The 26860-nt window shown below is 51.5% G+C and carries 24 protein-coding genes; 10 read left to right on the top strand and 14 right to left on the bottom strand.

Features of this window, described 5'->3' with window-relative positions:
- Positions 1 to 21 precede the first annotated feature (21 nt).
- A complete protein-coding gene (ppsA, locus tag GA565_RS09070) occupies positions 22 to 2397 on the bottom strand; it encodes a phosphoenolpyruvate synthase (RefSeq protein ID WP_152198192.1) in 2376 nt (791 codons plus the stop codon).
- Between the two features lie 526 nt (positions 2398 to 2923).
- Between ppsA and GA565_RS09065 the strand changes: the two genes are divergently transcribed.
- The 6 genes from GA565_RS09065 (at position 2924) to GA565_RS09040 (ending at position 9223) form a co-directional block, all read left to right on the top strand.
- Positions 2924 to 3745, top strand: coding sequence for a pyruvate, water dikinase regulatory protein (locus GA565_RS09065; protein WP_152198191.1), 822 nt, complete (start codon positions 2924 to 2926; stop codon positions 3743 to 3745).
- A 193-nt stretch (positions 3746 to 3938) separates the two neighbouring features.
- Positions 3939 to 4991 carry a 3-deoxy-7-phosphoheptulonate synthase gene (locus GA565_RS09060; RefSeq protein ID WP_152198190.1) on the top strand — a complete coding sequence of 351 codons (1053 nt, stop codon included), beginning with the start codon at positions 3939 to 3941 and terminating at the stop codon, positions 4989 to 4991.
- A gap of 540 nt (positions 4992 to 5531) precedes the next feature.
- A complete protein-coding gene (locus tag GA565_RS09055; protein WP_152198189.1) occupies positions 5532 to 6563 on the top strand; it encodes a hemin-degrading factor in 1032 nt (343 codons plus the stop codon).
- Entirely contained in the window at positions 6560 to 7390 is an 831-nt protein-coding gene (locus tag GA565_RS09050) for a hemin ABC transporter substrate-binding protein (RefSeq protein ID WP_152198188.1), read from the top strand. Before GA565_RS09055 ends, GA565_RS09050 begins: the two co-directional genes overlap by 4 nt.
- The gene (locus GA565_RS09045) at positions 7387 to 8415 is read left to right on the top strand and encodes an iron ABC transporter permease (protein WP_152198187.1); all 1029 of its coding nucleotides are present in this window, start codon (positions 7387 to 7389) and stop codon (positions 8413 to 8415) included. Before GA565_RS09050 ends, GA565_RS09045 begins: the two co-directional genes overlap by 4 nt.
- Positions 8408 to 9223, top strand: coding sequence for a heme ABC transporter ATP-binding protein (locus tag GA565_RS09040; RefSeq protein ID WP_226950933.1), 816 nt, complete (start codon positions 8408 to 8410; stop codon positions 9221 to 9223). The genes GA565_RS09045 and GA565_RS09040 overlap by 8 nt, the downstream gene beginning before the upstream one ends.
- Before the next feature lie 79 nt (positions 9224 to 9302).
- Here the strand turns inward: GA565_RS09040 and GA565_RS09035 are convergent, their stop codons facing one another.
- The gene (locus GA565_RS09035) at positions 9303 to 10745 is read right to left on the bottom strand and encodes a YdiU family protein (protein ID WP_152198186.1); all 1443 of its coding nucleotides are present in this window, start codon (positions 10743 to 10745) and stop codon (positions 9303 to 9305) included.
- Between the two features lie 9 nt (positions 10746 to 10754).
- On the bottom strand, positions 10755 to 11453 hold the full coding sequence (locus tag GA565_RS09030) for a TetR/AcrR family transcriptional regulator (RefSeq protein ID WP_152198185.1): 699 nt from the start codon (positions 11451 to 11453) through the stop codon (positions 10755 to 10757).
- Between the two features lie 132 nt (positions 11454 to 11585).
- Between GA565_RS09030 and GA565_RS09025 the strand changes: the two genes are divergently transcribed.
- The 4 genes from GA565_RS09025 (at position 11586) to GA565_RS24940 (ending at position 16131) form a co-directional block, all read left to right on the top strand.
- Positions 11586 to 12698: an HlyD family secretion protein gene (locus GA565_RS09025; protein WP_226950932.1), complete on the top strand. Its 1113-nt coding sequence runs from the start codon at positions 11586 to 11588 to the stop codon at positions 12696 to 12698.
- Positions 12695 to 14254, top strand: coding sequence for a DHA2 family efflux MFS transporter permease subunit (locus GA565_RS09020; protein WP_152198184.1), 1560 nt, complete (start codon positions 12695 to 12697; stop codon positions 14252 to 14254). Before GA565_RS09025 ends, GA565_RS09020 begins: the two co-directional genes overlap by 4 nt.
- A 6-nt stretch (positions 14255 to 14260) precedes the next feature.
- Positions 14261 to 15673, top strand: coding sequence for an efflux transporter outer membrane subunit (locus tag GA565_RS09015; protein WP_152198183.1), 1413 nt, complete (start codon positions 14261 to 14263; stop codon positions 15671 to 15673).
- A 188-nt stretch (positions 15674 to 15861) separates the two neighbouring features.
- Entirely contained in the window at positions 15862 to 16131 is a 270-nt protein-coding gene (locus GA565_RS24940) for a superinfection immunity protein (RefSeq protein ID WP_152201388.1), read from the top strand.
- On the opposite strand, the gene GA565_RS09005 is transcribed toward GA565_RS24940, so the two are convergent.
- The 11 genes from GA565_RS09005 to GA565_RS08955 all read right to left on the bottom strand — a co-directional run bounded on the left by GA565_RS09005 (position 16040) and on the right by GA565_RS08955 (position 26819).
- Positions 16040 to 17053, bottom strand: coding sequence for a lipoate--protein ligase (locus GA565_RS09005; RefSeq protein ID WP_152198182.1), 1014 nt, complete (start codon positions 17051 to 17053; stop codon positions 16040 to 16042). The genes GA565_RS24940 and GA565_RS09005 overlap by 92 nt on opposite strands.
- Positions 17054 to 17070: 17 nt before the next feature.
- Positions 17071 to 17550, bottom strand: a complete 480-nt coding sequence (locus tag GA565_RS09000; RefSeq protein WP_152198181.1) for an NlpC/P60 family protein — start codon at positions 17548 to 17550, stop codon at positions 17071 to 17073.
- A 106-nt stretch (positions 17551 to 17656) separates the two neighbouring features.
- On the bottom strand, positions 17657 to 18049 hold the full coding sequence (gene arnF / locus GA565_RS08995) for a 4-amino-4-deoxy-L-arabinose-phosphoundecaprenol flippase subunit ArnF (RefSeq protein WP_152198180.1): 393 nt from the start codon (positions 18047 to 18049) through the stop codon (positions 17657 to 17659).
- Complete coding sequence (gene arnE, locus GA565_RS08990) at positions 18046 to 18390, bottom strand: 4-amino-4-deoxy-L-arabinose-phosphoundecaprenol flippase subunit ArnE (RefSeq protein ID WP_152198179.1); 345 nt, start codon at positions 18388 to 18390, stop codon at positions 18046 to 18048. Before arnE ends, arnF begins: the two co-directional genes overlap by 4 nt.
- Positions 18387 to 20054 (bottom strand): lipid IV(A) 4-amino-4-deoxy-L-arabinosyltransferase, encoded by a 1668-nt coding sequence (gene arnT / locus GA565_RS08985; RefSeq protein WP_152198178.1) that lies wholly within the window; start codon positions 20052 to 20054, stop codon positions 18387 to 18389. The genes arnE and arnT overlap by 4 nt, the downstream gene beginning before the upstream one ends.
- Positions 20055 to 20954, bottom strand: coding sequence for a 4-deoxy-4-formamido-L-arabinose-phosphoundecaprenol deformylase (gene arnD / locus GA565_RS08980; protein ID WP_152201386.1), 900 nt, complete (start codon positions 20952 to 20954; stop codon positions 20055 to 20057). It abuts the gene before it with no gap.
- A 13-nt stretch (positions 20955 to 20967) separates the two neighbouring features.
- On the bottom strand, positions 20968 to 22950 hold the full coding sequence (gene arnA / locus GA565_RS08975) for a bifunctional UDP-4-amino-4-deoxy-L-arabinose formyltransferase/UDP-glucuronic acid oxidase ArnA (RefSeq protein ID WP_152198177.1): 1983 nt from the start codon (positions 22948 to 22950) through the stop codon (positions 20968 to 20970).
- On the bottom strand, positions 22950 to 23936 hold the full coding sequence (gene arnC, locus GA565_RS08970; protein ID WP_152198176.1) for an undecaprenyl-phosphate 4-deoxy-4-formamido-L-arabinose transferase: 987 nt from the start codon (positions 23934 to 23936) through the stop codon (positions 22950 to 22952). Before arnC ends, arnA begins: the two co-directional genes overlap by 1 nt.
- Positions 23937 to 23939: 3 nt before the next feature.
- Complete coding sequence (gene arnB, locus GA565_RS08965; RefSeq protein WP_152198175.1) at positions 23940 to 25079, bottom strand: UDP-4-amino-4-deoxy-L-arabinose aminotransferase; 1140 nt, start codon at positions 25077 to 25079, stop codon at positions 23940 to 23942.
- A 368-nt stretch (positions 25080 to 25447) separates the two neighbouring features.
- Complete coding sequence (btuD, locus tag GA565_RS08960; RefSeq protein WP_152198174.1) at positions 25448 to 26197, bottom strand: vitamin B12 ABC transporter ATP-binding protein BtuD; 750 nt, start codon at positions 26195 to 26197, stop codon at positions 25448 to 25450.
- A 70-nt stretch (positions 26198 to 26267) separates the two neighbouring features.
- Positions 26268 to 26819, bottom strand: coding sequence for a glutathione peroxidase (locus GA565_RS08955; RefSeq protein ID WP_152198173.1), 552 nt, complete (start codon positions 26817 to 26819; stop codon positions 26268 to 26270).
- Positions 26820 to 26860 lie beyond the last annotated feature (41 nt).

The raw sequence follows: 26860 nt of genomic DNA, 5'->3' as shown, positions 1-26860 counted from the left end.
GACTGTAGGTCTGAATAAATTTTATTTTTCAGCCAAGGCTAACCAGGTTTGCACCACGGTGTCAGGGTTTAGAGAAAGGCTGTCTATGCCCTCATCCATCAACCACTGTGCAAAGTCCTGATGGTCAGAAGGTCCCTGACCACAGATGCCCACGTATTTGCCCTGTTTTTTGGCCGCTTTAATGGCCATCGATAGCAGCATTTTTACCGCCTCATTCCGCTCGTCAAACAGTTCAGACACCACGCCTGAATCTCGGTCGAGACCGAGAGCCAACTGAGTCATGTCGTTAGAACCAATCGAGAAGCCGTCAAAGTGTTCAAGGAACTGGTCTGCCAACAGTGCATTAGAGGGAATTTCGCACATCATGATCACTTTCAGTCCATTTTCACCGCGCTTAAGCCCCTGATTGGCCAGTTCAGCGACTACCGCTTCAGCCTGCGCTACGGTGCGAACAAACGGAATCATCACTTCAACGTTAGTCAGCCCCATGTCGTTACGTACGCGCTTCATTGCATCACATTCCAGCGCAAAACAGTCACGGAAGTTCTCGGAAACGTAGCGACCCGCGCCACGGAAACCAAGCATTGGGTTCTCTTCGTGAGGCTCGTATTTCTCGCCACCGACTAGGTTGGCGTATTCGTTAGACTTGAAGTCTGACAGACGCACAATGACTCTTTTTGGCCAGAATGCCGCCCCAAGAGTCGCAATTCCTTCAGTAAGGCGGGCAACGTAGTACTCAACAGGAGAATCGTAACCTTGAATCAGCTTTTTAATCTCTTCCTGAATGGCCGGTTCCTGTTTATCAAACTCAAGCAGGGCTTTAGGATGCACGCCGATCATGCGGTTAATAATAAACTCAAGGCGCGCCAGTCCTACTCCTTCATTTGGCAAGCAGGCAAAGTCAAAGGCACGGTCAGGGTTACCGATATTCATCATGATTTTAAGCGGTAATTCAGGTAGCTCGTTGACTTCTGAACTCTGCACAACAAAGTCCAGCTCGTCCTGATACACGTAACCGGTATCGCCTTCCGAGCAAGAGACGGTTACTTTTTGGCCTTCAGTCAGGCGTTCCGTCGCATCGCCGCACCCTACTACCGCCGGAATACCCAGCTCACGGGCAATAATTGCCGCGTGACAGGTGCGCCCACCGCGGTTGGTGACGATAGCCGACGCCTTTTTCATGATTGGCTCCCAATCAGGGTCGGTCATGTCGGTCACCAATATATCGCCCGCCTTAACGTGGTGCATCTCACTGATGTTATGAATAATTTTCACCGGGCCGGCACCGATACGGTGGCCAATCGCACGGCCTTCCACCAGCACCTTGCTTTTGCCATTCAGCTGGTAGCGCTCCATCACTTGACCGTTGGAGCGGACAGTTTCAGGACGCGCCTGAACGATGTAAAGCTTGCCGTTATGACCGTCTTTTGCCCATTCGATATCCATCGGGCGACCGTAATGTTTTTCAATCAGCAGCGCCTGACGCGCCAGGTCTTGTATTTCCTGATCGGTCAATGAGAAGCGTTGGCTCAGTTCTTCAGGCACGTCTTCGATTTGCACCTGTTTGCCGTGTTCCTGGCTGTCGGCGTAAACCATGCGAATTTTCTTCGAGCCCATAGTACGGCGCACAATCGACGGCTTATTTTTCTCAAGCGTCGGTTTATGCACATAGAATTCATCAGGGTTTACTGCGCCCTGTACCACCATTTCGCCTAAACCGTAGGCCGAAGTAATAAAGACCACCTGATCAAAACCTGATTCGGTATCGATGGTGAACATCACACCGGCAGCCGCGAGGTCGGAACGCACCATGCGCTGAACGCCTGCGGAGAGCGCTACGCCGCGGTGGGTATAGCCCTGATGCACGCGATATGAGATGGCACGGTCGTTAAACAGAGAGGCATAAACGTGTTTCACGGCGATCAACACTGCGTCAAAGCCCTGAACGTTAAGGAAAGTTTCCTGCTGGCCGGCAAAGGAGGCATCCGGCATATCTTCGGCGGTAGCGGATGAGCGTACAGCAAACGACGCGTCCGGTTCACCCTCAGAAAGTTGCTGATAGGCTTCACGAAGATCTTTTTCCATCTCCGGCAGGAATGGCGTTTCCACAATCCATTGTCGTATCTGGGAACCTGCCTTGGCCAGTTGAGCAATATCATCAACGTCGGTTTGATCGAGCAAGTCATAGATACGCTTGTTCACGCCGCTTTGATCGAGGAAGTCTATAAAGGCCTGAGAGGAGGTTGCGAAGCCGTTAGGCACCGAAACACCTAAATCAGTCAAATTAGTGATCATTTCCCCCAGGGACGCATTTTTGCCCCCTACTTTATCTACGTCGTGCATACCCAACTGGTTGTACCAGATGACATTGCGCAAATCAGCATCGAGATTGGCCATGAAACAATCCTTTCTATTTTTAGGGCTAAAATTAGAGGGTGCGCGTCAAAAGACGAATTCATAAAATGTTGGTTGAGTAATACTCAACAATTTTAGACTAGCATAATGATCCATATCTATAGGACAGGTGAATCGATACAGCAAATCAATATTTTTTGCTTTAAGACTATTCTTCTGCGGCTTTTTTATCAGAAAAGCCAAAAACACGAAATTTTGTTGTAAATCAGCCATCCAGGCCGCTGAATTTGCCTATAAAATAAACATCACACTGTCTGCTGACGCGCTGCTGAAGTTTATAAAATCTATCGATAATGCTCGAAAAAATTGAAATGTCATTTCATTATTTTCAATAGAAATGCGCAAGGTCTCGAAAACATCATCACAATGTTCGACACCCCTTTTTATTAGGAAAAAACGCGTTAATAATGGAATGAAGAATTATTGAATTAAATATAACTCAAAAATTTCATGTTGCGTAAAGGCGAGGTAACCCCTGCAGCGTGGAAGATAGAGAGTCGGGAGGCTCATGGATAGATGCGTATTTTATATATCTGACGGTACGGCCATCACTGCCGAAGTGCTTGGCCATGCGGTACTGTCGCAGTTTCCGGTCAATGCCACGACCTTTTCGCTGCCGTTTGTTGAAAACGAAGGCCGCGCAAAAGCGGTTTGCCAGCAGATAAATGATATCTATGAAAAGACCGGCATCAGACCACTGGTATTTTATTCGATTATTTCAACCCAGGTACGCGACATTATTGCCAGCAGTCAGGGGTTTTGTCAGGACATCGTTCAAGCGCTGGTGGCTCCGCTGCAAAATGAGCTAGGCGTTGACCCCTCACCGATTGCCAACCGCACTCACGGCCTTACTGCCAGCAATATCAGCAAATATGATGCGCGTATTGCCGCCATTGATTACACCCTGGCTCATGATGACGGCATCTCGCTGCGCAATCTTGAACAGGCACAGGTTATTTTACTGGGCGTTTCCCGCTGCGGTAAGACGCCCACCAGCCTTTACCTGGCGCTGCAGTTTGGGATACGTGCAGCAAATTACCCGTTTACCGCCGACGACATGGATAATATCCAGCTTCCTGCCGCGCTGAAGCCTCATCACCACAAACTGTTTGGTCTCACCATCAATCCAGAACGCCTTTCTGCTATTCGTCAGGAGCGCGTCGAAAACAGCCGTTACGCCTCATTAAGACAGTGCAGAATGGAAGTCTCGGAAGTTGAGGCGCTGTTTAGAAAAAATCAGATTCGATATCTCAACAGTACCAATTATTCGGTAGAAGAGATCTCGGCTAAAATTCTTGACAGTTTTGGTATGAGTCGCCGCATGTTCTAACACCGATTTTTCGCGTCTGCGGGCGTGATTACCATCGTGAATAGGTCGAATTCTAACGATATGTGCCAGATTTACTGATGTAGGTAATATTCCGTGCCAACGGGAGTTGAAAAGCGCTGATTTTGCGTTATTGTGACATTCATCACTTCCCGGCACTCCTGCCGTTGAGAAGAAACAAATTTTAGAGAATCACATGTCACAAACGGATGAACTGCGTACGACGCGCGTCGGCAGTCTGATAACGCCTATGGCACTGGCTGAAAAACTGCCGATTACACCTTCTGTTGCAACAAACGTTACGGCCTCGCGTGAAAGAATTGAGAAAATCATCAGCGGCGAAGACAAACGTCTTCTGGTTGTTGTCGGCCCATGCTCGATACACGATATTGAAGCCGCAATAGATTACGCGGGCAAACTCAACGTATTGCGTGAAAAATACCAGGACAGTCTCGAGATTGTCATGCGTACCTATTTTGAAAAGCCGCGCACCGTTGTAGGTTGGAAAGGCCTCATTTCCGATCCGGATCTCAACGGCAGCTATCGCGTCAATCACGGTATTGAACTGGCGCGTAAAGTGTTGCTGGCCATCAATGAAATAGGTATGCCGACGGCAACCGAGTTTCTCGATATGGTTATCGGCCAGTATTTTGCCGATTTAATCAGCTGGGGCGCTATCGGCGCACGCACCACTGAAAGCCAGATTCACCGTGAAATGGCCTCGGCGCTCTCCTGCCCGGTCGGATTTAAAAATGGTACCGACGGCAATACGCAAATTGCTATCGATGCCATTCGCGCCGCCCGGGTGAGCCATATGTTCCTGTCTCCGGACAAGAGCGGACAAATGACAGTCTACCGCACCTCCGGTAACCCTTATGGCCATGTGATCATGCGCGGCGGTAAAACGCCAAACTATCATGCCAAAGACATCGCCGAGGCCTGTGCTAACCTGGCAGAATTTGACCTCCCGCAGCGCCTGGTGGTGGACTTCAGCCACGGAAACTGTCAGAAACAGCACCGCCGACAACTTGACGTAGCGCAGGATATTTGTGACCAAATTCGCGACGGCGGCAATGGCATTGCCGGGATTATGGCCGAAAGTTTCCTGATTGAAGGCACGCAGAAAATGGTAAACGGCGAACCGCTGGTTTATGGTCAATCCATCACCGACCCTTGCCTGAACTGGGGCGATACCGAGACGCTGCTCGATATGCTGGCAGAAGCCACCCGCACTCGCTTCGAGGCCTGATGGCAATAGCGTATTTTGGGGTGCGTTTTAACTAATACGCGGATAAAAATCACCCCTACTGTTCCGAGTTATTGCAAAAAGGTTCATGTCTATCATGAACCTTTTTTTCTAATGAGTTTGAAAATTACTCATTTAAGTACGCGTTGATATATCGTTACTTATCCATCAGAAATACAATCATCATTCATAAAGGTAATAGCACGAAAAAGCTACGTAATCACTCACGCACTTAGCCCTGTACAAGACTGTCTATTGCAGAGTTTTTAGCATGTAATATGACAACAATATAAGCAAATGTGTCCCGCAACTCAGCAAACATTGTCGATATAGTAAACATCAAGTTTAAACGCTACAAAAACCTTATGCCAAAGCCTAGATAAACCCTGCACCCTCCCCCTTGACGGGTAGTGTTCTCTGCTAAGTTTGTTATCAAATATCGCTTGATGTGATCTTACATTGACTTGATAATGATTATCAATTTGATATCAATTCCTATTAACATTGATCTCTGTACGACTATCCACTCACGAGAAGATGCCCATGACCCAAGTCAGCTATGAAACTTATCTGCAAGCTAAAGAACAGAACCCGGGGAAATACGCCAGGGACTTAGCCGGTATTCTGGGTGTCAGTGAAGCCGAGCTGACTGAAGCACGTGTCTCCTTTGACGCTGTAAGGCTGGACGTGGATGCACGTACGCTGCTGGCGGCACTCGAAAATGTGGGTGGCACAAAATCAATTACTCGCAATGAGTTTGCGGTTCATGAGCAGCAGGGCGAATATAAAAATCAACATTTGAAGGGTCACGCCGGACTGATTCTTAACCCGCGCGCGCTGGACTTACGTCTGTTTCTAAGTCAGTGGCAGGCCATTTATGCGCTGACTGAAGCCTCACCGAAAGGGCCTCGTCACAGTTTCCAATTTTTTGATGCGCAGGGTCATGCCGTACACAAAGTGTATGCCACCGACGAAACTGACAGTCAAAAATGGGCCGAACTGGTTGAAACCTACAGTACTACATCAGCTCTGCCACTCACCCTTAAAGCCGCAGAAGTTACCACACTGGTAACCGGTGATATGCAGGGTCTTGATGCAGAATGGCGTGAAATGACAGACGTTCATCAGTTCTTCCAACTGCTTCGCCGCCGCAACCTTACTCGTCAGCAGGCATTCCGCGCAGTCGGCGATGACCTGGCCTATCAGGTTGATAACGGTTCACTGACGCAAATTCTGCACGGTGCCTGCGAACATCAGAATGAAGTAATGATTTTTGTCAGCAATAAAGGCTGTGTGCAGATTTTTACCGGTCAAATCGAAAAAGTTGTGCCGCACGGCGAATGGATTAATGTGTTCAATGCGCGTTTTACCTTGCACGTAGTTGAATCTGCGATTGCCGAAAGCTGGGTCACACGCAAGCCGACAAAAGACGGTTTTGTCACCAGCCTGGAGCTTTTTGCCGCCGACGGCAGCCAAATTGCCCAGCTATTTGGCCAACGTACGGAAGGCAATCCCGAACAAAGCGTCTGGCGCGACCAGATTTCTGCCCTCCTCGCACGGGGTGTAGCCGCATGAAAACGGGTTTAAAATTTGCGCTGGCGGGCATATGTCTCGCAGCACTTTCATCGGCGCAGGCCGCAGAACGAATAGTCAGCATCGGCGGCGATGTGACAGAAATCGTTTATGCATTGGGCGCCGGTGACGAGCTGGTTGCCCGTGACAGCACGAGCACACATCCAGATAAGGCAACCAAACTGCCGGATGTTGGGTATATGCGTCAACTCAACGCCGAAGGCATTCTTTCGACCAGGCCGACGCTGGTGCTGAGTTCTGATTTGGCTCAGCCTTCCCTAGCGCTGCAGCAGGTTGCACAAAGTAATGTCAAGGTCGTGCGCGTGCCTGGCAACCCAACGCTCGACACCGTAGTGCAAAAAATTGAAGTGGTGGCGACGGCGTTAAATCGGCAGGCCGAGGGCGATAAACTGATTGCTGCTTATCACAGTCAGTTAAATGCCGTTAAAGGCACGCCGCTTCACGTTAAGGTATTGTTTATCATGAGTCACGGCGGAATGAGCGCGATGGCCGCGGGGCAAAATACCGCCGCCGATGCGATTATCACCTCAGCCGGAGCGCAGAATGCGATGCAGGGTTTTAGCCGCTACCGCCCACTTTCTCAGGAAGGCATTGTGGCAGCCGCACCGGACCTGCTGCTGTTGACCCCGGATGGGGTTAAAACACTGGGCGGCATCGACAACGTATGGCAACTTCCCGGTATGGCGTTAACCCCAGCAGGAAGAAACAAACGCGTGCTGGTAGTGGATGATATGGCACTGCTAGGCTTTGGTCTTGAAACACCGGCCGTACTGGCAAAACTTCGCCAGGCGGCGGAACAAGTAAAATGAGTAGCATCAGCACGCCACTGCGGCAGCGGGTTGCCAATCAGGTATGGATTTTACTCGGGCTGGGGGTGTTGCTGATTGTTTTAGCGGTGATGGCGGCCAACAGCGGCGCCCTCGCCCTTTCGATTCCAACGCTTCTGCATCGCCCGTTTGACAATGAACTGTGGCAAATCTGGGTCACTATTCGCCTGCCGCGCGTGCTGCTGGCGATGGTTGTGGGGTGTGGTCTTGCCTGCTCGGGCACCGTGATGCAGGGTGTTTTTCGCAATCCGCTGGCGGACCCCGGGCTACTGGGAATAAGCAGCGGCGCAGCGCTTTTTGTGGCGCTGATGATTGTTTTTCCTCTGCCACTGTTACCGGTGATGGCGCTGTATAGCCAAATGCTGGCGGCCTTCTGCGGCAGTCTGGTTATCTCGTTTATCGTCTTCATGCTCAGCCGGATGGGCCAGCACGGACTTTCAAGGCTGCTGCTGGCCGGTATCGCCATCAATGCTATTTGCGGCGCGGCCGTGGGCGTTCTCACCTATGTCAGCAACGACAGCCAGCTGCGTCAGTTTTCGCTGTGGAGCATGGGTACGCTTGGTCAGGCACAGTGGTCTACGCTAACCGTCGCGGCAACAATCATAATTCCCGCCAGTTTTGCCACCCAATTTTTGGCCCGCAAACTGAATTTGCTGCAGCTTGGTGATGAAGATGCGCACTATCTTGGGGTGAATGTGCGGCAGACTCAGCGCATTTTGCTGCTGCTGAGCGCCCTTCTGGTGGGGGCCTGTGTGGCCGTTTGCGGTATTATCGGCTTCATTGGTTTGGTCATTCCTCACCTGCTGCGAATGCAAGTCGGTGCCGATCATCGCTGGCTGCTGCCGGGCTCTGCACTGGGTGGCGCTTGCCTGCTGTTATTGGCCGACACTTTGGCCCGAACGGTGGTCGCCCCAGCCGAAATGCCGGTTGGCCTGCTCACGGCATTGCTGGGTGGACCCTACTTCCTGTGGCTGATATTACGGGCAGGAGGACAACGCCGTGACTGATGCAACCTTCTATAATCCTGAAGTTCAGGCTAAGAACCTCCTTGAGGCCAGCCATCTGTCTTATATGGCGGGTAATCGCAGGCTTATTAAAGATATTTCGCTGCAGTTGGCCAGCGGGGAACTGGTCGCACTGATTGGTCCCAATGGGGCAGGAAAGTCCACCCTGCTGCGACTGTTAACCGGGTATCTTACGCCGGAGGCTGGCGACTGTAAGCTGATGAGTCGTCCGCTCACACGCTGGAACCCGCTGGAGTTGGCACGCACCCGCGCGGTTATGCGCCAAAACAGCGAGCTGGCTTTTGGCTACAGCGTGCGGCAAATTGTGAGCCTCGGACGTTCACCGCACAACAATGCTCAGCTGCAGGTTGCTTTACAACAGGTGCTTGAGCAGACCGACTGCCTTTCACTGGCCGACAGAGATTATCGGCAACTTTCAGGCGGAGAGCAGCAGCGCGTACAGCTTGCGCGGGTGCTTATTCAACTGTGGAGTGCCAACCCTTCCCCCCGCTGGCTATTTCTCGACGAACCTACCTCGGCGCTGGACCTTTATCACCAGCAGCACAGCTTGCGTTTACTGCATCGCTTAACCCGCCAGTCGCCGCTTGCCGTTTGCTGTGTATTGCATGATTTGAACCTGGCCGCGCTCTATGCTGACCGGATCCTGCTGCTGCATCAGGGAGAGTTGGTGGCCGCGGGAACGCCAAAGGAGGTGTTGCAAACAGAGGTGTTACAGCGTTGGTATGGTGCTGACCTGGGCGTGGTAAATCACCCGGAGAGTCCGGTTCCGCAGGTATTTTTACGCCACTAATGAAGAGAAAATAAGGAAATAATCAGAGAAAAATCAGTTTTCACGCCCTGAACCATGCGGGTTAGGGCGTGTTATAGACTTAGCTTGAGCAAGAAACTTCGAGATGTTTGCCCCAGTCCGGCGGCAATGCAGCCTGTTTATCAAAACGTGGGTCGTCGCTGTAAGGCTGCTGCAGCGCATTATGCAGCGCCGTCAGTTGAGTTATGTCATCCACTTCAGCGCCTTCAATGGCTTCCTGCGCCAGGTAGTTGCGCAAGATTACGCGCGGATTAACCTGCTTCATCGCCTGTTGCCGCTCGCTATCGTCTTTTTGATCAAGCAACAGGCGTTGACGATAAGCCTGATACCACGTGTCAAACGCCTCGCGGTCAATAAACTCATCACGCAAACGTGACCCTGCATCGGCCTGTTCAACCTCGCTAAGCAGGCGGAAGGTCTGCGTATGATCGCGCCCCTCTTTGGCCATCAGACTCAATAAATCGGTCAGCAAGGCGTTGTCTTGCTTATTTTCACTGAACAAACCCAGCTTGGCGCGCATCAGTCTGCCATATTCGGCCATCAGCGTCGGTTCGTAGGCAGCAATGGCAGTCTGCAAGTGTTCGGTCGACATCAGCCCCGATAATGCCTGCGCCAGCCGATGTAAATTCCAGTAAGCCACCGCAGGTTGGTTATCAAAACTATAACGCCCCTGACTGTCGGTATGATTACAGATAAAGTCCGGCTTATAGTCGTCGAGGAAACCATAAGGCCCAAAGTCGAGGGTCAGGCCTAGAATCGACATATTGTCAGTATTCATTACGCCGTGAGCAAAACCAACGCTCTGCCATTTCGCAACCAAGCTTGCCGTACGTGCCACCACGTCGGTGAACCACAGCAGATAGCGGTCTTTCTCCCCAGCGAGTGTTGGCCAAAAATGTTCAATCGCGTAGTCAGCCAGCATGGCGACCTGTTCTGGCTGTTTGCGGTAATAAAAATGCTCGAAGTGCCCAAAACGGATGTGACTTGGCGCTACGCGAATCAGCATTGCACCGCGTTCTGTCTGCTCGCGATAAACCGGCTCTTCGCTGGTGACAATAGTTAACGCACGGGTGGTAGGGATACTCAGATGATGCAACGCCTCTGAGGCAAGAAACTCGCGTATCACAGAGCGCAAAACAGCACGGCCGTCGCCCATGCGTGAGTAGGGAGTCAGCCCTGCGCCCTTTAAATGCCAGTCGAAATAACGCCCGTCGGACAATTTTTGTTCACCGAGCAGCAGGCCGCGCCCATCGCCGAGCTGACCGGCCCATTGACCAAACTGATGGCCGCTGTAAACCTGAGCCAAAGGCTTCATGCCAGGAAACAGCTTCTCACCGCTCCAATAGGCCGAATTTTCAGTCTTGAACAAGGATGCATCGAGCCCCAACTCTTCCGCCAGTGGCACACTGTGATACAGCAGTTTTGCGCTCTTAAGCGGCGTAGGTTGCAGTTCAGTATAAAAACCGGGTAATTGGTCGAAATAGTGGTGTTCGAATTGCGGCATAAGCCCTCTTTAAACCATCCAGCTGCGCATAAGTACCTGGCACTGCTCGCGAACGTTACGTTTGATTAATGACATTTTATCATAGGGGAACTCATTGCCATCGCTGGAACCTAATGCCGGATGCTTCACGGTATAAAACGTCGTGGCGAGGCCAAACAGCGAAAGCACTCTGATTTGCGCCTGCTCATCATCAAGCGAACTGCCCGTTATGCGCGAAACCAACGTGACACCGGCAAGATGAATGTGGCAGAGAAGTTTTTCATTGAACAGACTTGCTGCCCTTTCTGGCCCCTGCCCCATTTTGATTCGAACGTGAAAAAGGCGCCGCTGATGCACGGCCTTATTGTTTAACACGCGCTCAAGCACGGTCTCCAGCATCTGGCAAAACATTTCAATGCAGGTTTCGGCATCAGGATTTTTCAACAGCTCAATATGCTTGAGCAGAGGGGCGAACCAGTCATAACTCTCCTGCGCCAAAAAGTCCACACAGGTGACGTACAGCCCTTCTTTATTCTCGAAATAATACTGCAGTGCGGGCGTGTTCACGCCAGCCAGTTTTGCAATCGCTCGCGTCGAGGCGCCTTCAAAGCCTAATTCTCCAAACAGAATTATCGCGCTGTCGATGATACGTTGCCGGGTTTCATCACCGCGGGCATAGCCGCCAGAAGGCGGATGGCGAAGCTGTTTCGGGAGGCTGTCATCATTCATTAATCAATTCCTGTAGCAAAACATGCGAATTATAACAGTCAATTTGCATAATAAAAGTATATCACTTGACACAATTGTCCCATTTGGAATATTTATCTCAAGTGTAATAAATTCACTTATAAGGTTCTCTCTGTGTTACTAGCCTCGATGACAACGCCTTCAGAAGCCCCACCTGCGGTAAACGTAAAGTCCCAACCCAATAGAAAACGCCGTATTATTTTCCGCGTTGTCGCGGTGGCGGTCCTGATTGCGCTGATAGCATTCTTATATTGGTTTTTCATCGCTCGTTACAACGAATCAACCGATGATGCCTATCTGCAGGCCGACAGTGTGACACTGGCGCCAAAGGTTTCGGGCTATGTGTCCAAAGTTTTGGTTAAAGATAACGAGTGGGTTAAAGCCGGTCAGCCAGTGGTACAGCTCGAAGACGACCAATATCAAGCCAGACTGAATCAGGCTTCTGCCAATATCATGGCCGATCGCGCAGCTATCGATCAGGCCACCGCCGAGATTAATCGACAGAATGCACAGATAGAACAGGCTCAGGCGCAGCAGCGTTCTGCTCAGGTTCAACTCAACTATTCGAATCGTGAATATCAGCGCTACCTTCCTCTGGCTGCAAGCGGTGCAGAAAATCAGGAAAAACTGGCTGAACTGCGCCGCAGTCGCGACCAGGCGCAGGCAGATTATGATGCCAACGTCGCCGCAGTGAAATCAGCTTCGGCGCAAATTCAGTCGATGCATGCGCAGATAGAACAGGCCAAGGCACAGCTTGCGTCCGCAGAGGCAAACCGTGCGCAGTCCGATATTGATTATCGTGGCACAGTCATTTATAGCCCGCAGGATGGCCGCGTTGGCGATCGCGCCGTACGCGTTGGCCAATACGTACAGCCGGGCACGCGCCTGCTGACCGTTGTGCCTGAGAACGATCTCTATTTGGTCGCCAATTTTAAAGAGACTCAGCTTACCCACATGTTGCCTGGCCAAGCGGCAACGCTGCACGTCGACGCGTTTCCCGACCACGATTTTAGCGGCGTAGTTGACAGTTTCGCCCCAGGAACCGGCTCGCTGTTTGCCCTGCTCCCGCCGGATAATGCCACCGGAAACTTCACTAAAATCGTTCAGCGCGTGCCGGTACGTATTCGTATTACTGACACCAGCGACGCTGTAAAACGCCTGCTGGCGGGCATGTCAGTAACGGTGGATGTCAACACTCACCCTAATCAGCATCAGGCGCAGCCATGAGCAGCACCACGCTTGAGCAAACTCAGCCCTCTGCCTCGGTCACCGACTGGATAGCCGTATTTGCCGGTGCGTTGGGTGCGTTAATGGCGACGCTGGATATTTCGATTACTAACTCGGCCCTGCCGCAAATTCAGGGCGAGATTGGTGCAACGGGCACTGAAGGCACGTGGATTTCCACCGGCTACCTGCTGTCAGAAATTGTGATGATCCCTCTGGCAGCCTGGCTTAGTCGCCTGCTCGGGCTGCGCAACTTCTTGCTTTGGTGTGCGCTGCTGTTTATCGCTTTTTCCGTGATGTGTGGCGTCTCGAGCAGCCTGACGCAGATGATCATTGGCCGCGTTGGTCAGGGTTTTGCCGGCGGAGCGATGATCCCTACCGCACAGATGATCATACGTACCCGGCTGCCGCGCAGGCAGTTACCGCTGGGGATGTCCATTTTTGGGGTTATTGTGATCCTCGGGCCGGTAATGGGCCCAGTACTCGGGGGTTGGCTGACTGAAAACGTCAGTTGGAACTGGTGTTTCTTCCTCAATCTTCCGGTGGGGATCGGCCTGATCGCCCTGCTATTAAGCGGATTACCCAAGGAAAAACCGCACTGGGAAGGCTTTATGGAGGCAGACTGGCTGGGCATTATCGGGCTCAGCGTCGGGCTCAGTTGCCTTACCGTGGTGCTTGAAGAGGGTCAGCGCGATAACTGGTTTGATTCCACGCTGATTATCTGGCTCACAGTGGCGATGGTGGCCGGTTTTATCCTGCTCAGCATCTCGCAGTTCACCGCCAAAAAACCGGTTATCCGCCTCTCTTTATTGCGCAACCCGCGCTTTGTCAGCGTGCTGGTTATCATATTCGTGCTCGGCATGGGGCTGTACTGCGTGCTCTATCTGCTGCCACAGTTTCTGAGCGGCATCGTGGGATACAACGCGCAGCAGTCGGGGATGGTATTGCTGGTATCCGGTATTCCGAGCCTGATGCTAATGCCGGTATTGCCACGCATGCTGCGCAGTGTCGACACAAGGCTGTTGGTCATCACTGGCATTGGTTTCTTTGCACTGAGCTGTTTTCTCGATATTTCGATGACTACCCAAAGCACCGGGGATGATTTTTTCTGGTCGCAGCTGCTGCGAGGTGCCGGACAAATCATGGCGATGATGCCGCTCAATCAGGCGTCGATGGCGGCGGTAAACGACGATGAAGTTGCCGATGCAGCCGGACTGTACAACATGATGCGTAACCTCGGCGGCTCGGTGGGGCTGGCGCTGCTAGGCATCTTTATTGACCGCCAGAGAAAACTCCATGATGACATTATTCGAGAATCTGTGACCGCTAACTCGCCGCTGGCAGACAGCCGAATATCGGCCAGTACGAGTCAGTTTTTTAGCCGAAGTGGCGACATGGTGCATGCAAAAATGCAGGCCATGGGGCAGCTGGCCAACGAGATTTCCCAGCAGGCGCTGGTAATGACTTACTCAGAATCGTTTTTCGTACTGGGCGTGGCTCTGGTGTGTTGTATTCCACTGGCGCTGTTGTTACGCACCCCACGTTTAACTAATAAGTGACAGAAAATGAACAATAAATTATTGCGATTTGTCCCGCTGGGCAGTCTAGCGCTTCTGCTGACCGGCTGCAGCGTAGGACCTGACTATCACGGAACGCCGAGTGTGCCGCTCACGTCGACATTTACCCGCCTGCCTGCTTCGGGTGTCAGCAGTGGGCAGGTGCAGTCTCAATGGTGGTTAGCATTTAACGACAGCAGGCTTAACCAGTTGATTATGAAGGCCATGCAGCACAACCCTGATATCGATATCGCCCGTGCACGTCTGCAGCAGTCGCGGGCGTCACTGGCGGGGGATCAGGCACAACAGCTGCCAAAACTTGACGCCAGCGGCGCTCTGGTACGTGCCAAATTGCCAGAGAGCAGCACGGGAGACTTATCGTTAAACAACCCGCTCAACCTCTACAGCAGCGGCTTTGACGCCAGCTGGGAGCTTGATTTGTTTGGCGGACAGCGCCGTGCCACCGAGGCAGGCCGCGCTCAGCAGCAGGCAAGCGAAGCTAGTCTGGCCGACACGCAGGTGGCCATTGCCGCCGAGGTGGCCAGTAATTATCTTCAACTCTGTGGCGCGCAGGAGCAACTGGCCAATTTGCAGCAGAATCTCGTATTGCAACAGCAAATGCTAAACCTGACTCGTCAACGTCAGGCACGCGGCGCGGCTAACGAGAGCGACGTTAATCGACTGCAAACCCAGTTTGAAAACAGTCAGGCTGAGTTGCCCACTCAGCGCGCACAGATAAACGGCTACAAAGATCAGTTGGCGTTTTTATCCGGCCTTACGCCGGGCGCACTGGACGACCTGCTTTCCGGTGCTGTGAAGCTACCTGCTCAACCGGGTGAAATCAAAGTGGGAGACCCCACAGACCTGTTGCGCCGACGTCCGGATGTGCGCAATGCCGAACGTAAACTGGCGGCCAGCACCGCAACCGTTGGTGAACACGTCGCGGATTTGTATCCTAAAATCACCCTTCGCGGCATTCTTGGTTTCAGCAGTGATACCGGTAGCCAGGTCTTCAACCAAAGCAACCAGTCATGGCTGCTCGTGCCGATGCTGCAGTGGAACATTCTCGATTTTGGTCGCATTCGTTCGCAAATAAACGTCGCCAAGGCGCAACGCGATGAAGCCGAAGCCCAATGGCGAAAAACGGTGCTCGATGCCCTGCGTGACGCCAATGGTTCACTTTCCCGCTATGGCGAACAGCGACAGACACTGGTGAGTTACATGACGGTTGAACAGGGGGCAGACCGCGACGATGTGCTGATGAAGCAGCGCTATAATGCGGGTGTAGCCAGCCTGATTGACGTACTCGACACGCAGCGCACTCGTCTAAGCGCGAGCCAAAAGCGTATTCAGTCACAGACCGATTTAGCGCTGGACTATGTCGCGTTGCAAAAAAGCCTGGGACTGGGCTGGCAGTCTTAATAAAGGCCAATTTTCCGTCAGGGGGAGAAACTATTTTCCCCTGACGGAAAGCCTTTTTGCGGCTGTGATAGCGGGCAAAAAAAAGACAACATTGTTAGCAAATGCGATTGCAATTGAAATTTCCAGGCAACAAATTTAAAGTGCTGAATTCTAATTTTTCAGTGAGTTAATAAGTGACTACAGGTGAAATGTTGGTACCGGTCGCCGTTATTCTTGCGGTCGCGGGCTATTTCCTGCCCTTTCTGGTTGCTGATCACAGGAAGCATAACAATCTCCCGGCGATCTTTGCGTTAAATCTGCTCTTGGGCTGGACGATCGTAGGCTGGATTGCGGCGGCGGTATGGGCTTTTTCTCGCCCTACGGTTTTTATTGGATGCAACCCACCATCCAGTGTTGCAGCTGTTCTAACTCATCACGAAAATCAGGAAACTGAGCGCACGAGGCCTGACAGGCCATGATAACGTCGTCAGCATGATACTTTTGCCCAACCAGACGATGGGCGAAATTATTAAGCGGTTCGGGATTCAGGCTGTCGGTAAACAGTTGTGCGCGGCTGATGCGTCCTTTTTCAACGTCAAAATGGATATCAACCCCACCCCAGGTAAACCGCTCATTGAGCTCGTGGCTAAACGCGGGGGCTTTACCGAAGTTCCACTGCCAGCTGCTCTGCTTCTCAAACTGTTCAGCAAATCCCGGCAGGTCGGGGAAAACGTCAGGAGAGATAATTTCTGGCTCTACCCGTGCACCGTACCAGTCAAAAAAAGCCTCGGTAATTGCTTCACTTATCTGCTGATGATTGATGTCTTTTACAAACTCGCTAAGATTAGCCACCCGAGAGCGCACCGAGGTAATCCCTTTGGCCTGCAGTTTCTTAGGGTCGGGATTGAGGTAGTTGGCCAGCCGACTAAGATCGGCATGCAGCAGCAGCGTGCCGTGGTGAAAACCACTGTTCAACGTTTCGCGATAAGCTGAGCCGGAGATTTTTCTCTCACCCTCGCCGGTTAGCGCCACTAAATCATTTCGTCCCGATGCGCTGGCGCGAATGCCGAGGCTCGACAATGCGTTGAGGATTATCTGCGTCGAAACACTTTTATCGTATTCGGGTTTACCGGCCATAAACGTGAAGCAAGTGTTACCTAAATCGTGAAACACCGCGCCGCCGCCGCTGCTGCGTCGCGCCAGCCGAATACCATCCAGCTCCATGCGGGCAGTGTTGCACTCTTTCCACGGATTTTGCCCCTGCCCGATGACCACGGTTTCGGCATTTCGCCACAGGAACAACACGCGCTGAGTGGTCATTTGGCGAAAGATGCAATCTTCAACCGCCAGGTTAAACCACGGATCGTAAGAGTCAGAAAGCAGAAGGCGTAAAGCGGTCATCAATGTTCGTCCTGAAGTTAAATTCGGCGTGCCTGCCAGTAAACCTTGCGCCAATAGACGTTATCCAGCGAAGAACGCACTACACCTCGACTGGTTGAGGCGTGAATGAATTCATTTCCAGAATCATAGATGCCCACGTGGAGACCGTTTTCACCTGCACCGGTTTTAAAGAATACCAGATCGCCAGGAAGCAGTTCTTTACGCGAAATTTTGGTGCCAACCTCGGTTTGTGCCGCGGTGCTGCGTGGAAGAATAACGCCGAATCGATCGCGGAATGTGCGGAAAACGAAGCCTGAGCAATCAATACCGCCTCGGCTCAACCCACCGTAGCGATAAGGCGTACCGTGCCACTGGCTCAGTTGATCGTTCAGCTGAGCCACAACGACAGCAGAGTTGGCCATTCTCCCGCTTGGCGGCGGTGCATGGCCGCTACAGCCGCTGAGGATCAGCGCCATCAATGCCAACAATATATACAAAATTCCTGAGCGGTTGTGCATTTTGGATAACTTACCGTTATCTAAGGATTAAAAGAATTTAGCGCTATTTTATCCGCCGTCCAACTACTATCTGCGATATTTGCAAAGGCGAAGGCTGAGAATGGGATTATTTTTCTGCGTGAACGCCGGGTTTACTGTGAATAAGCCAAACGCCGAACAGGATGAAAAACGCACCGAGTGACTTGAGCCAATGCACGTTTTCGTTAAACCAAGGCAGGCAAACTGCGCCGAGATAGACCAGCGCATAACTCAGGCTCAGCAAACTGTAGGCACGGTTAAGGGGCATTTGACGCAGAGCAAAGAACCAGCAAGCCATGGATAATGCATAGCCTGCAATACCGCAGCAGACGATGAAAACGGGCAGCAGATTATTGATAACTAGCGAAAAAACAAACTGATCCAGTGAAAAAATTGGCATATGGGTCATGCCCCATTTCATCAGTAACTGCGCCGCACTCACCAAAAGCAGGCTAGAGATACCCCATCCAAGTCCCTTCACGCGCTTAACCCCATCAGCAAAATACCCAGCATAATAAATGCTACGCCTATCCAGTGTCGGCGGTCGATTGCCTCGTCAAAAAACCAATTGGCACTAAAGGTAATGAGTACAAAATTCAGACTCAGCATCGGATAGGCTACGCTCAGCGGCAGCAGCTGCAAAACGCGCAGCCACAGCAATAATCCACAGCCCATCAGAAAAATGGCAAGTATCAGCCAGCGGAGGATCGCCCCCAGGTTACCCGTGACCTGGTGCTGACCCAGCTGTGCGGCTTTTTTCTGACAAAGTTGCCCCGCACAGGTCAGGATGCTAACAACCAGAACCAACAAATAGCCCATCATGGCAGTTTTTTGTACACCAGCAGCCTGAAGCGACCGGCGCTGATTTCGTTGTCGGCCGGCGGCAGATTTGCCGTAGTTTGCAAATCATGATCCAGCTTGATAACCACTGAAACGTCACCCTGCTCCCGAGCTTTCAACAGCCATGAAGGGAAGTCTTTGCCGCTGATATAATGACCTTTTGCATCCGGGTAGTTCAGCCCGTACTCCAGTTCACCTTTTTCATCAAACATCAGAATGTCGCTGCGTTCAAGCTCCCAACCCAGCGCAGCCGCAAAGCCGACGTCGTCACTCAGCACATATTTGCTCTGCTGCAGAGTCTGAATGTTCTGCAAGATAAATTCCTGAGGCTGTTTGGAGTCCACCACTTTTTGCGGGATAGCCTGACCAATCAGCAGCGAAAGCACCAGCGGGCAGGCGGCGGCCCAATACCAACGGCGGGGCAGCGTCATACTTAACGCACCGGCAAGTCCCCAAACGGCGAAACACAGCAAGGCAATGAGAAGTTTATACAGCTCAACGCGGGTATAAATCGGCTTAACGTGCAGCGGGAACAGCCCCGACACCACCAGCAACGCAATAATACCCACCACCCCGAACAGGATATTGATGATGCCGTTAGCCTTGAGCACTCGCGAATTAACCGATTGACGGACCTGTTCAAAGTAGTCGGCCATCAGTAGCGCGAGCGGGGCAAAGCAAGGCAGAATATAGGTTGGCAATTTTCCCTTGGCAATGCTGAAGAAAATAAGCGGCATAATCGCCCAGCTAAGCAGGAAAAATAGCTCGGGACGCAGCACTCTTTTCTTCCATCCGCTGGCCAGAGCACCTGGTACTAACGCCAGCCAAGGCAGTGTGCCAAGCATGAGCACCGGAATGTAATACCAGAAAGGCGCACTGTGCTGGGCATTTTTTTCAGCAAAACGCTGAATATGCTCAACCCAAAAGAAATAGCGCCAAAAATCCGGCTCGCGCTGCGCAATGGCTATCACCCACGGCAGACTGATTGCCACGGCACTCACTATGGCCAGAGGCCCCCAGGCGAACAGGGTTTTAAAGCGTTTTTCGCGCCAAACGATAGGTAAAACGGCAATAACCGGCACCGCGAGCGCCAAAAAGCCTTTGGTCATAAAGCCCATACCGCAGGCCAGGCCCAGCGCTATCCAGCTCAACGCTTTCGCTTTTGTTGAATTAACCCGTAAACAAAAGTAGGCGCTGACCATCGCCGCCGTCATCCACAGCGTGATCATGGGGTCCAGTACGCTGTAGGTACCTATGCCGAAAACCAGCGCACAGGAGAGGTAAATCAGCGTGGCCGTATAAGCCTTAGTGCGATTGCGCCACATCAGGTTAGCTAGCCAGAACACCAGCAGTGCACTCATCGCCGTTGAGAACACAGATCCAACGCGGACGGCGAAGTTAGAATGACCAAAAATCATCTGGCCGATATTATTGAACCAATAGCCCGCAACCGGCTTTTCGAAATAACGCAGGCCCATAAAGTGGGGGACTATCCAGTCGCCCCGCTGCAGCATTTCGCGGCTGATTTCTGCATAACGCGTTTCATCAGGTTGCCAAAGCGAACGTAAATCTAAAGGCACCAAATAAATCAGCACAAAAAACAACAGCAACATAAAACCGTAAGCGCGTTTAATACTGTTCGACATTCAGTCTAATCCTTTCTGCTGGCAGCCTAACCACCCTTCTCGACCTGGAAACGCCGAACGCACGACGCGACCGGTGGGTAACGTTTTGCTGTCGGCGGGCAATAACTCACCCAGTGGACAAAATTTGATCCCCTGCTGCTCTGCTCGTGTCAGTAATTGATCGAACATGGCAGACAGTGACATGCCCTCAACCTCGGCATGAATGGTATATACCGGTACGCCTTCATCGCGCGCAATAGCGTCCAGAATGAAATCGTTAAAACCGTCTGCCTTAACCTGCGTACCAATCACTTCATCATAAGTGGGCAAGGTCACCGGTATTTGCACAGTTCCCGGTTGTCCATTGGCTAAAAGCGGGAGAAACGGTGCCGTACCGCGGCAGTCGCTGTTATAGCGAAAGTTAAATTTCTCTTTAACGTCAATAACACGTTGGTCACCGCGCCATCCGGCAACGGCCGAACAGTCCACCGGACGACCGATACTGTTTTCCAGCGCGGTAAGTCCTTTGCGAACCTGCTGCTCAAGCTGCGTTGGTGTCCACTTTTCAACCTTGGCCTGCCATCCCTGATGGTCCCAGGCATGTAACCCGATTTCGTGACCGGCATCAGCCGTCTGCTTCATTAACGGCGCAAACGCTTTAGCGATCAGCTTGCCGGGCCAGGCAGTACCGGCAATCAGGATATCCATTCCGTAGAGCGATGCCGCATTAGAACGCAGCATTTTCCACAAAAAACGGGGACGCAAAAGGCGCCATAAATGGCGCCCCATGTTGTCCGGCCCAACGCTGAAAAAGAAACTGCCTTTGATGTGATGCTTATCCAGAAGCCTTAACAACTCAGGAACCCCTTTTTGGGTGCCGCTCCAGGTATCTACATCAATTCTCAGGCCTACTTTTTTCATTTCGGTCAAAGCCTTATCCTTTCTCGGCAGGTGATTCAACGGTGCGCAGGAAGAAGTCCAGCGTTGCATCTACCGTTTTATCCATGCTGACTTCAGGCTGCCAGTTCAGCAGGCGGCGCGCGTTCTTGATGCTCGGCGTGCGGTGCTCAACGTCCTGATACCCTTTACCGTAATAAGCGCTGCTCTCAACCATTTTGAATCCGGCAAACGGCGGGAACTGGTCACGCAGTGGATGCGCTTCAAAGCTTTTCAGCAGCATTTCAGCCAATTCGCGGATGCTGGCTTCGTTGGTTGGGTTACCAATGTTAATGATTTGCCCATCACACAGGCTGTCTTTGTTTTCAATGATGCGGAACAACGCTTCAACGCCGTCGTTGATATCGGTAAAGCAACGTTTCTGCTCACCGCCATCAATCAGCTTAATCGGTGAACCTTCAACCAGATTGAGGATCAACTGAGTAATGGCGCGCGAGCTGCCGATACGTGCAGCATCCAGGTTGTCCAGACGAGGTCCCATCCAGTTAAACGGACGGAACAGCGTAAAGCGCAGACCTTCTTTAGCACCGTAAGCCCAAATAACGCGGTCAAGCAGCTGCTTGGAAACCGAGTAGATCCAACGCTGTTTGTTGATAGGACCGACAATCAGACGTGAGGTGTCTTCATCAAACTCTTTGTCATCACACATGCCATAAACTTCGGACGTGGATGGGAAGATGATGCGTTTTTTGTATTTAACGCAGTCGCGAACGATCTTAAGGTTCTCTTCGAAGTCCAGCTCAAACACGCGCAGTGGATTACGGGTGTATTCAATCGGCGTAGCGATTGCCACCAGCGGCAGCACAACGTCACATTTCTTGATGTGGTATTCAATCCACTCGGAGTGAATGCTGATATCACCTTCAACAAAGTGGAAATTAGGATTGCCCATGAAGCGGCTGATGGCATCTGAACTGATATCCAGACCGTAAATTTCGTAGTTGCCATCGCGCAGCAGGCGCTCGCTGAGGTGGTTACCGATAAAGCCGTTAACGCCTAAAATCAGCACGCGAGTACGACGCTTCATTACCGCCGTTGGGCGTGGTGAGAGGCGAACGTTTGGCATAATACCCATTTCACTTGCCAAACGGGTACCCTGCACATAAAGCCCTGATTCGTTCTGACCGGCAACGATTTCCAGTGCGCCTTCACCGCAGGCGATCACCAGCGGATCACTGCTTAACACGGTGCCTGGCTGTTTGTCGTGAGCCTGTTCCAGCACGCGCGCGCGCCAGATAACCATCTTACGCTCACCCAGGAAGCTGAATGCGCCAGGATAAGGTTCGGTCACTGCACGGATCAGGTTATTGATTTGGGTAGCAGACTTTTGCCAATGGATTTCACCGTCGGCGGCTGTGCGGCGACCATAGTAGCTGGCCTTGGACTCGTCCTGCGGTGTTAGGGTGAAATCGCCCTCAAGCATGGAAGGAAGTTGCGCTTTCAGCAACGCCTGTGCAGCTTCGCGCACTTTACCATGCAGCGTTAATGCGGTGTCCTGTGCGTCGATACTGACGGCTTTCTGGCCAACAATGTCGCCGGCATCCGGGCGCTTAACCATTTTGTGCAGTGTAACGCCAGTTTCAGTTTCACCGTTAACCAATGCCCAGTTAACCGGTGCGCGACCGCGATAATGAGGCAGCAGCGAGCCGTGCAGGTTGAAGCCACCCTGCGGGGCGAGAGCCAACAGCTCTTCGCTCAGCATATTGCGGTAGTAGAAAGAGAAGATCACGTCCGGTTGCAGGTCGCGAATGCGATTAAGCCAAAGCGGGTGATTTACATCTTCCGGTGCATAAACCGGTAAATTCAGTTCCGCGCCCGTGCGAGCTACCGAGGCGAAAAAGTTATTTTCGTCAGGTGAATCGGTATGGGTAAACACAGCCTGAACGTCATAGCCTGCTTCAACCAGAGCTTTTAAGCCAACGCAACCAATATCATGGTAGGCAAAAACAATCGCTTTCATTATTTATTTTCCTGATCTGTATCGACATCAACGGGCTGTGCACCGATGACTTTTTGAACAAAATAGCGTGGACGCGCGCGCACGTCGTTATAGATACGACCGATGTATTCACCCAGCAGTCCCATCCCGACAAATTGCGCACCTATAAACATAAATAACAGTGCAAACAGCGTGAACACGCCCTCTGCTGCCCATTCGGGACCCAAAATAACGCGCATTAGAATCAACACTAATGCCAGCACGAAGCCGAACAGGGCAATAAAACTGCCGACAACGCTGAGCATTCTCAACGGCGTGGTGGTTAAACAGGTGATCAGGTCAAACATCAGATTGACCAGCTTCATCAGGCTGTATTTTGAATCACCAAACTCGCGCTCGGCGTGCTGTACCGGGATCTCGACCGTTTTACGCGCAAAGGTATTGGCAAGAATGGGAATGAACGTACTGCGCTCGTGGCAGTGCAGCATCGCCTCGATAATATGGCGACGATAGGCACGCAGCATGCAGCCGTAATCGCCCATCGATTTTCCGGTGGCGCGTTGAATCATCATATTGATGACCTTCGAAGCGCTTTTACGGAACCAGGTGTCACGACGATTGGCACGCACGGTGCCCACTACGTCATACCCTTCTTCCGCTTTCAGCACCAGGCGCGGTATTTCTTCCGGCGGGTTCTGCAAGTCGGCGTCGAGGGTAATAATCAAGTCACCGCTGACCTGATTAAAACCGGCCATTATGGCCGAGTGCTGTCCGTAGTTACGGTTAAGGAGCACGGCAATGACGCAGTTTTCAGGCTGTTCAGCATACTCAGTCAGCATTTGAGCTGAATTGTCGGTGCTGCCGTCATCAATCAGAATGATTTCAAACGGTTGCGCGAGCTTGCGGCACGCAGCAACCGTACGAGAAATCAATATTGGAAGGCTGTCTTCCTCATTGAATACCGGTATTACCACGGAAACTTTTTTAATCACTTCAAACTGAGCCACTACTTACTTCTCCAGCAGGGATTTAAGCGCGTCAACAACGCGATCAACGTCACTGTCCTGCATGTCAGGGAACAGAGGTAAACTGCACAGGCGCGCAGTGTTCCACTCGCTGTTTGGCAGTGACAAGTCAGGGTAACGTTCACGATAATATTTCTGGGTGTGGGCCGCGCGGAAGTGCAGTCCCGTCCCGATCCCACGCTCTTTCAGACGCTCCATCAGCAGGTCGCGACTGATACCGCAGCGTTCTTCATCCACGCGGATCATGAACAGGTGCCAGGTGTGCAAATGAGGATAGGTCGGTACCTGCATCGGCAGGAACGGCGTGCCCTGCAGTTTTTCAAGATAAAGACTGGCCAACTCGGCACGTCTGGCATTCATTTCGGGTAAACGCTTCAACTGCACAACGGCAATGGCGGCGTGAATATCAGAAAGATTATATTTAAAGCCAGGTTCAATCACTTCGGCCTGTGGACGTCGGCCCTGCACCTGACGGTCAAAAGCGTCAACCGCCAGACCGTGGAATTTCAAAGCACGGACCTTGGCAGCCAGTTCATCGTCATCAGTGGCAACCAGTCCCCCTTCGGCACAGGTCATGTTCTTGATGGCGTGGAATGAGAACACCGCGGTACCCTGAGCACCAATCCAGCGGCCGCGATACTGCGTACCTGCCGCGTGGGCTGCGTCTTCAATTAGAGGGATATTATGTTCTTCGGCCAGCGCATAAAGCGGGTCGAGATCCAGCGAGGCACCCGCATAATGCACGGGAATAATAGCTTTGGTTTTGGGGGTAATGGCAGCAGCAACGTCTTCAGGACGGACCATCAGGGTGTTCGGGTCTACATCGATCATTACCGGCTCGGCGCCAAGAAGCACAATCATGTTCAGAGTAGAAACCCACGTTTGAGAAGGCGTAATGACTTCATCACCCGGGCCTATTCCCAACGCCATCAGCGTTACATGCATACCCCCTGTTGCAGAACTCACCGCTATAGCGTGTTTACAGCCAAATGCCGCTGAAAAGTCCTGCTCCAACTGATGAGTTTGCGGTCCGGTGGTAATCCATCCAGAGCGTAATACTTGCTCAACAGCCTTGATTTCTTCGTCTCCCATTGAAGGACGGGAGAAGGGTAAAAAGTTATCCATGTAGCATATCCTGTAATTTAAGGACGGCAAAAAGGGCATGTGGGTCAGGGCAAACTGTATCGTCTGTTTATTTAACGTAGAGTAAACGCCACCCTATAAACAATGGCAATATTATTGTTGTTTAAGCTTAATTTAACATTAAGGATATTCAAGCGTTCTGAGAGAAAAGAATTGTTTACAGGCTATTAGCTAATTCATTGTTGTAAATCAACTAAAGAGGCGATGCTAGCAATCCTTGCAAGCTTTCAGAGGTGATAACGCACACTAGCTAATAATGACCAGAAAAGAAATCAATTTTTATTAACGAGGTATTTAATTCTTACAAATAACATAGCAGTGAAATTATTTATTTTTTTAAATTTGTGACATTAAGAGGCCATAATCCACGGTTTTCCTGAAAAATGCTGCAACTGGAAATAAACACCGTATACCGGAGAAAGGTTAGCGGGTTTTAAAACCGCCTCACAAGGTCCTGCCGCAATTACCTCACCTTTTGACATCAGCCAAACCTGCGACGCCTGATGTAGCGTGTGATTCAGGTCATGATCGCTGATAATGGCAATGCCTCCCGCAGCGCAAAATTCATTGACGATCAGATCAATAGCAAGCTGGTGGGCAATATCAAGGCTATTTGCGGGTTCATCAAGCAATAAAAGTGCCCCCTGCGGATTCAAGGTCGGCCAAACTTGTAACAGTGTTGCGACCAGCCGAACGCGCTGCCATTCTCCCCCAGAAAGCTGTGTCACAGGCTTAGAAAGTTTGTCCGCCAAATGCAGCCGCTCACATAACATCATTAACGTTTCTTCAAGCTGCGCGGCGTTAACCTCTGCCGGTTGATGCAATGATAAATATTGGAATACGGGCATGACCGAAAGGGGTAAATATTGCTGGCACAAATAGCTGCGAAATCGTGAAAGCTCGCGCCCTGAAAGACTGCTGATTAATTGGCCCGCAATTGATACTTCACCTTCGGCATTCAACATGCCGGCAATACTTGCCAAAAGGCTACTCTTTCCTGCGCCATTAGGGCCAATAATATGAACGCGTGTTCCCGGTGATACTTCGATACTGAAAGGTAAAAAACGTGAAACAACGTTCAGTTGATTTAATTGCAGCATAAACGAACCATTTATTGACAGCGTTTAAAAATTTTAGGGCGGAAATTATCCGCCCTTTTCATACTGCTGCTTATTTTTGCACGGCCTGTTTTACGGCATCGTTCAACAAAGCATCTTCGGGCGTCATATCCGGTGCAAACCGCTGGATAACTTCGCCATGGCGCCCAATCAGGAACTTCTCGAAATTCCACAGAATATTTTCTGCTTTCAGCGGCTCGCGGCCTTTGCTGGCTAAACGTTGATAAAATTCGCTGCCTTCTGGCTTTATTGCCTGGGGTTTTTCCGCAATTAACGCCGTATATAAAGGATGACGCCCCTCACCGTTAACTTCTATTTTACTGAACATTGGGAATTTAACGCCAAACTGGGTGGTACAGAACGTCTGGATCTCTTCTTCCGTACCGGGCTCCTGAGCGCCAAACTCGTTGCAAGGGAATCCCAGCACTTCAAAGCCCTGCTCGTGCCAGGTCTGATACAGATTTTCCAATCCTTCATACTGTTTAGTCAGGCCGCACTGCGAGGCTACGTTCACTACCAGCAATACCTTGCCCTCGTATGCGCCAAGGGTGGTAGATTTGCCATCGATAGTGGTCAAAGGCGTTGCATAAATCGCGTTACTCATGAGTCATATCCTATTGTCGGGGTTCGGTTAAGAACGATGAT

It is taken from the genome of Rouxiella sp. S1S-2 (assembly GCF_009208105.1).
In the GTDB taxonomy this organism is placed as follows: Bacteria; Pseudomonadota; Gammaproteobacteria; order Enterobacterales; family Enterobacteriaceae; genus Rouxiella.
This window is presented reverse-complemented; position numbering and strand designations above follow the sequence as displayed.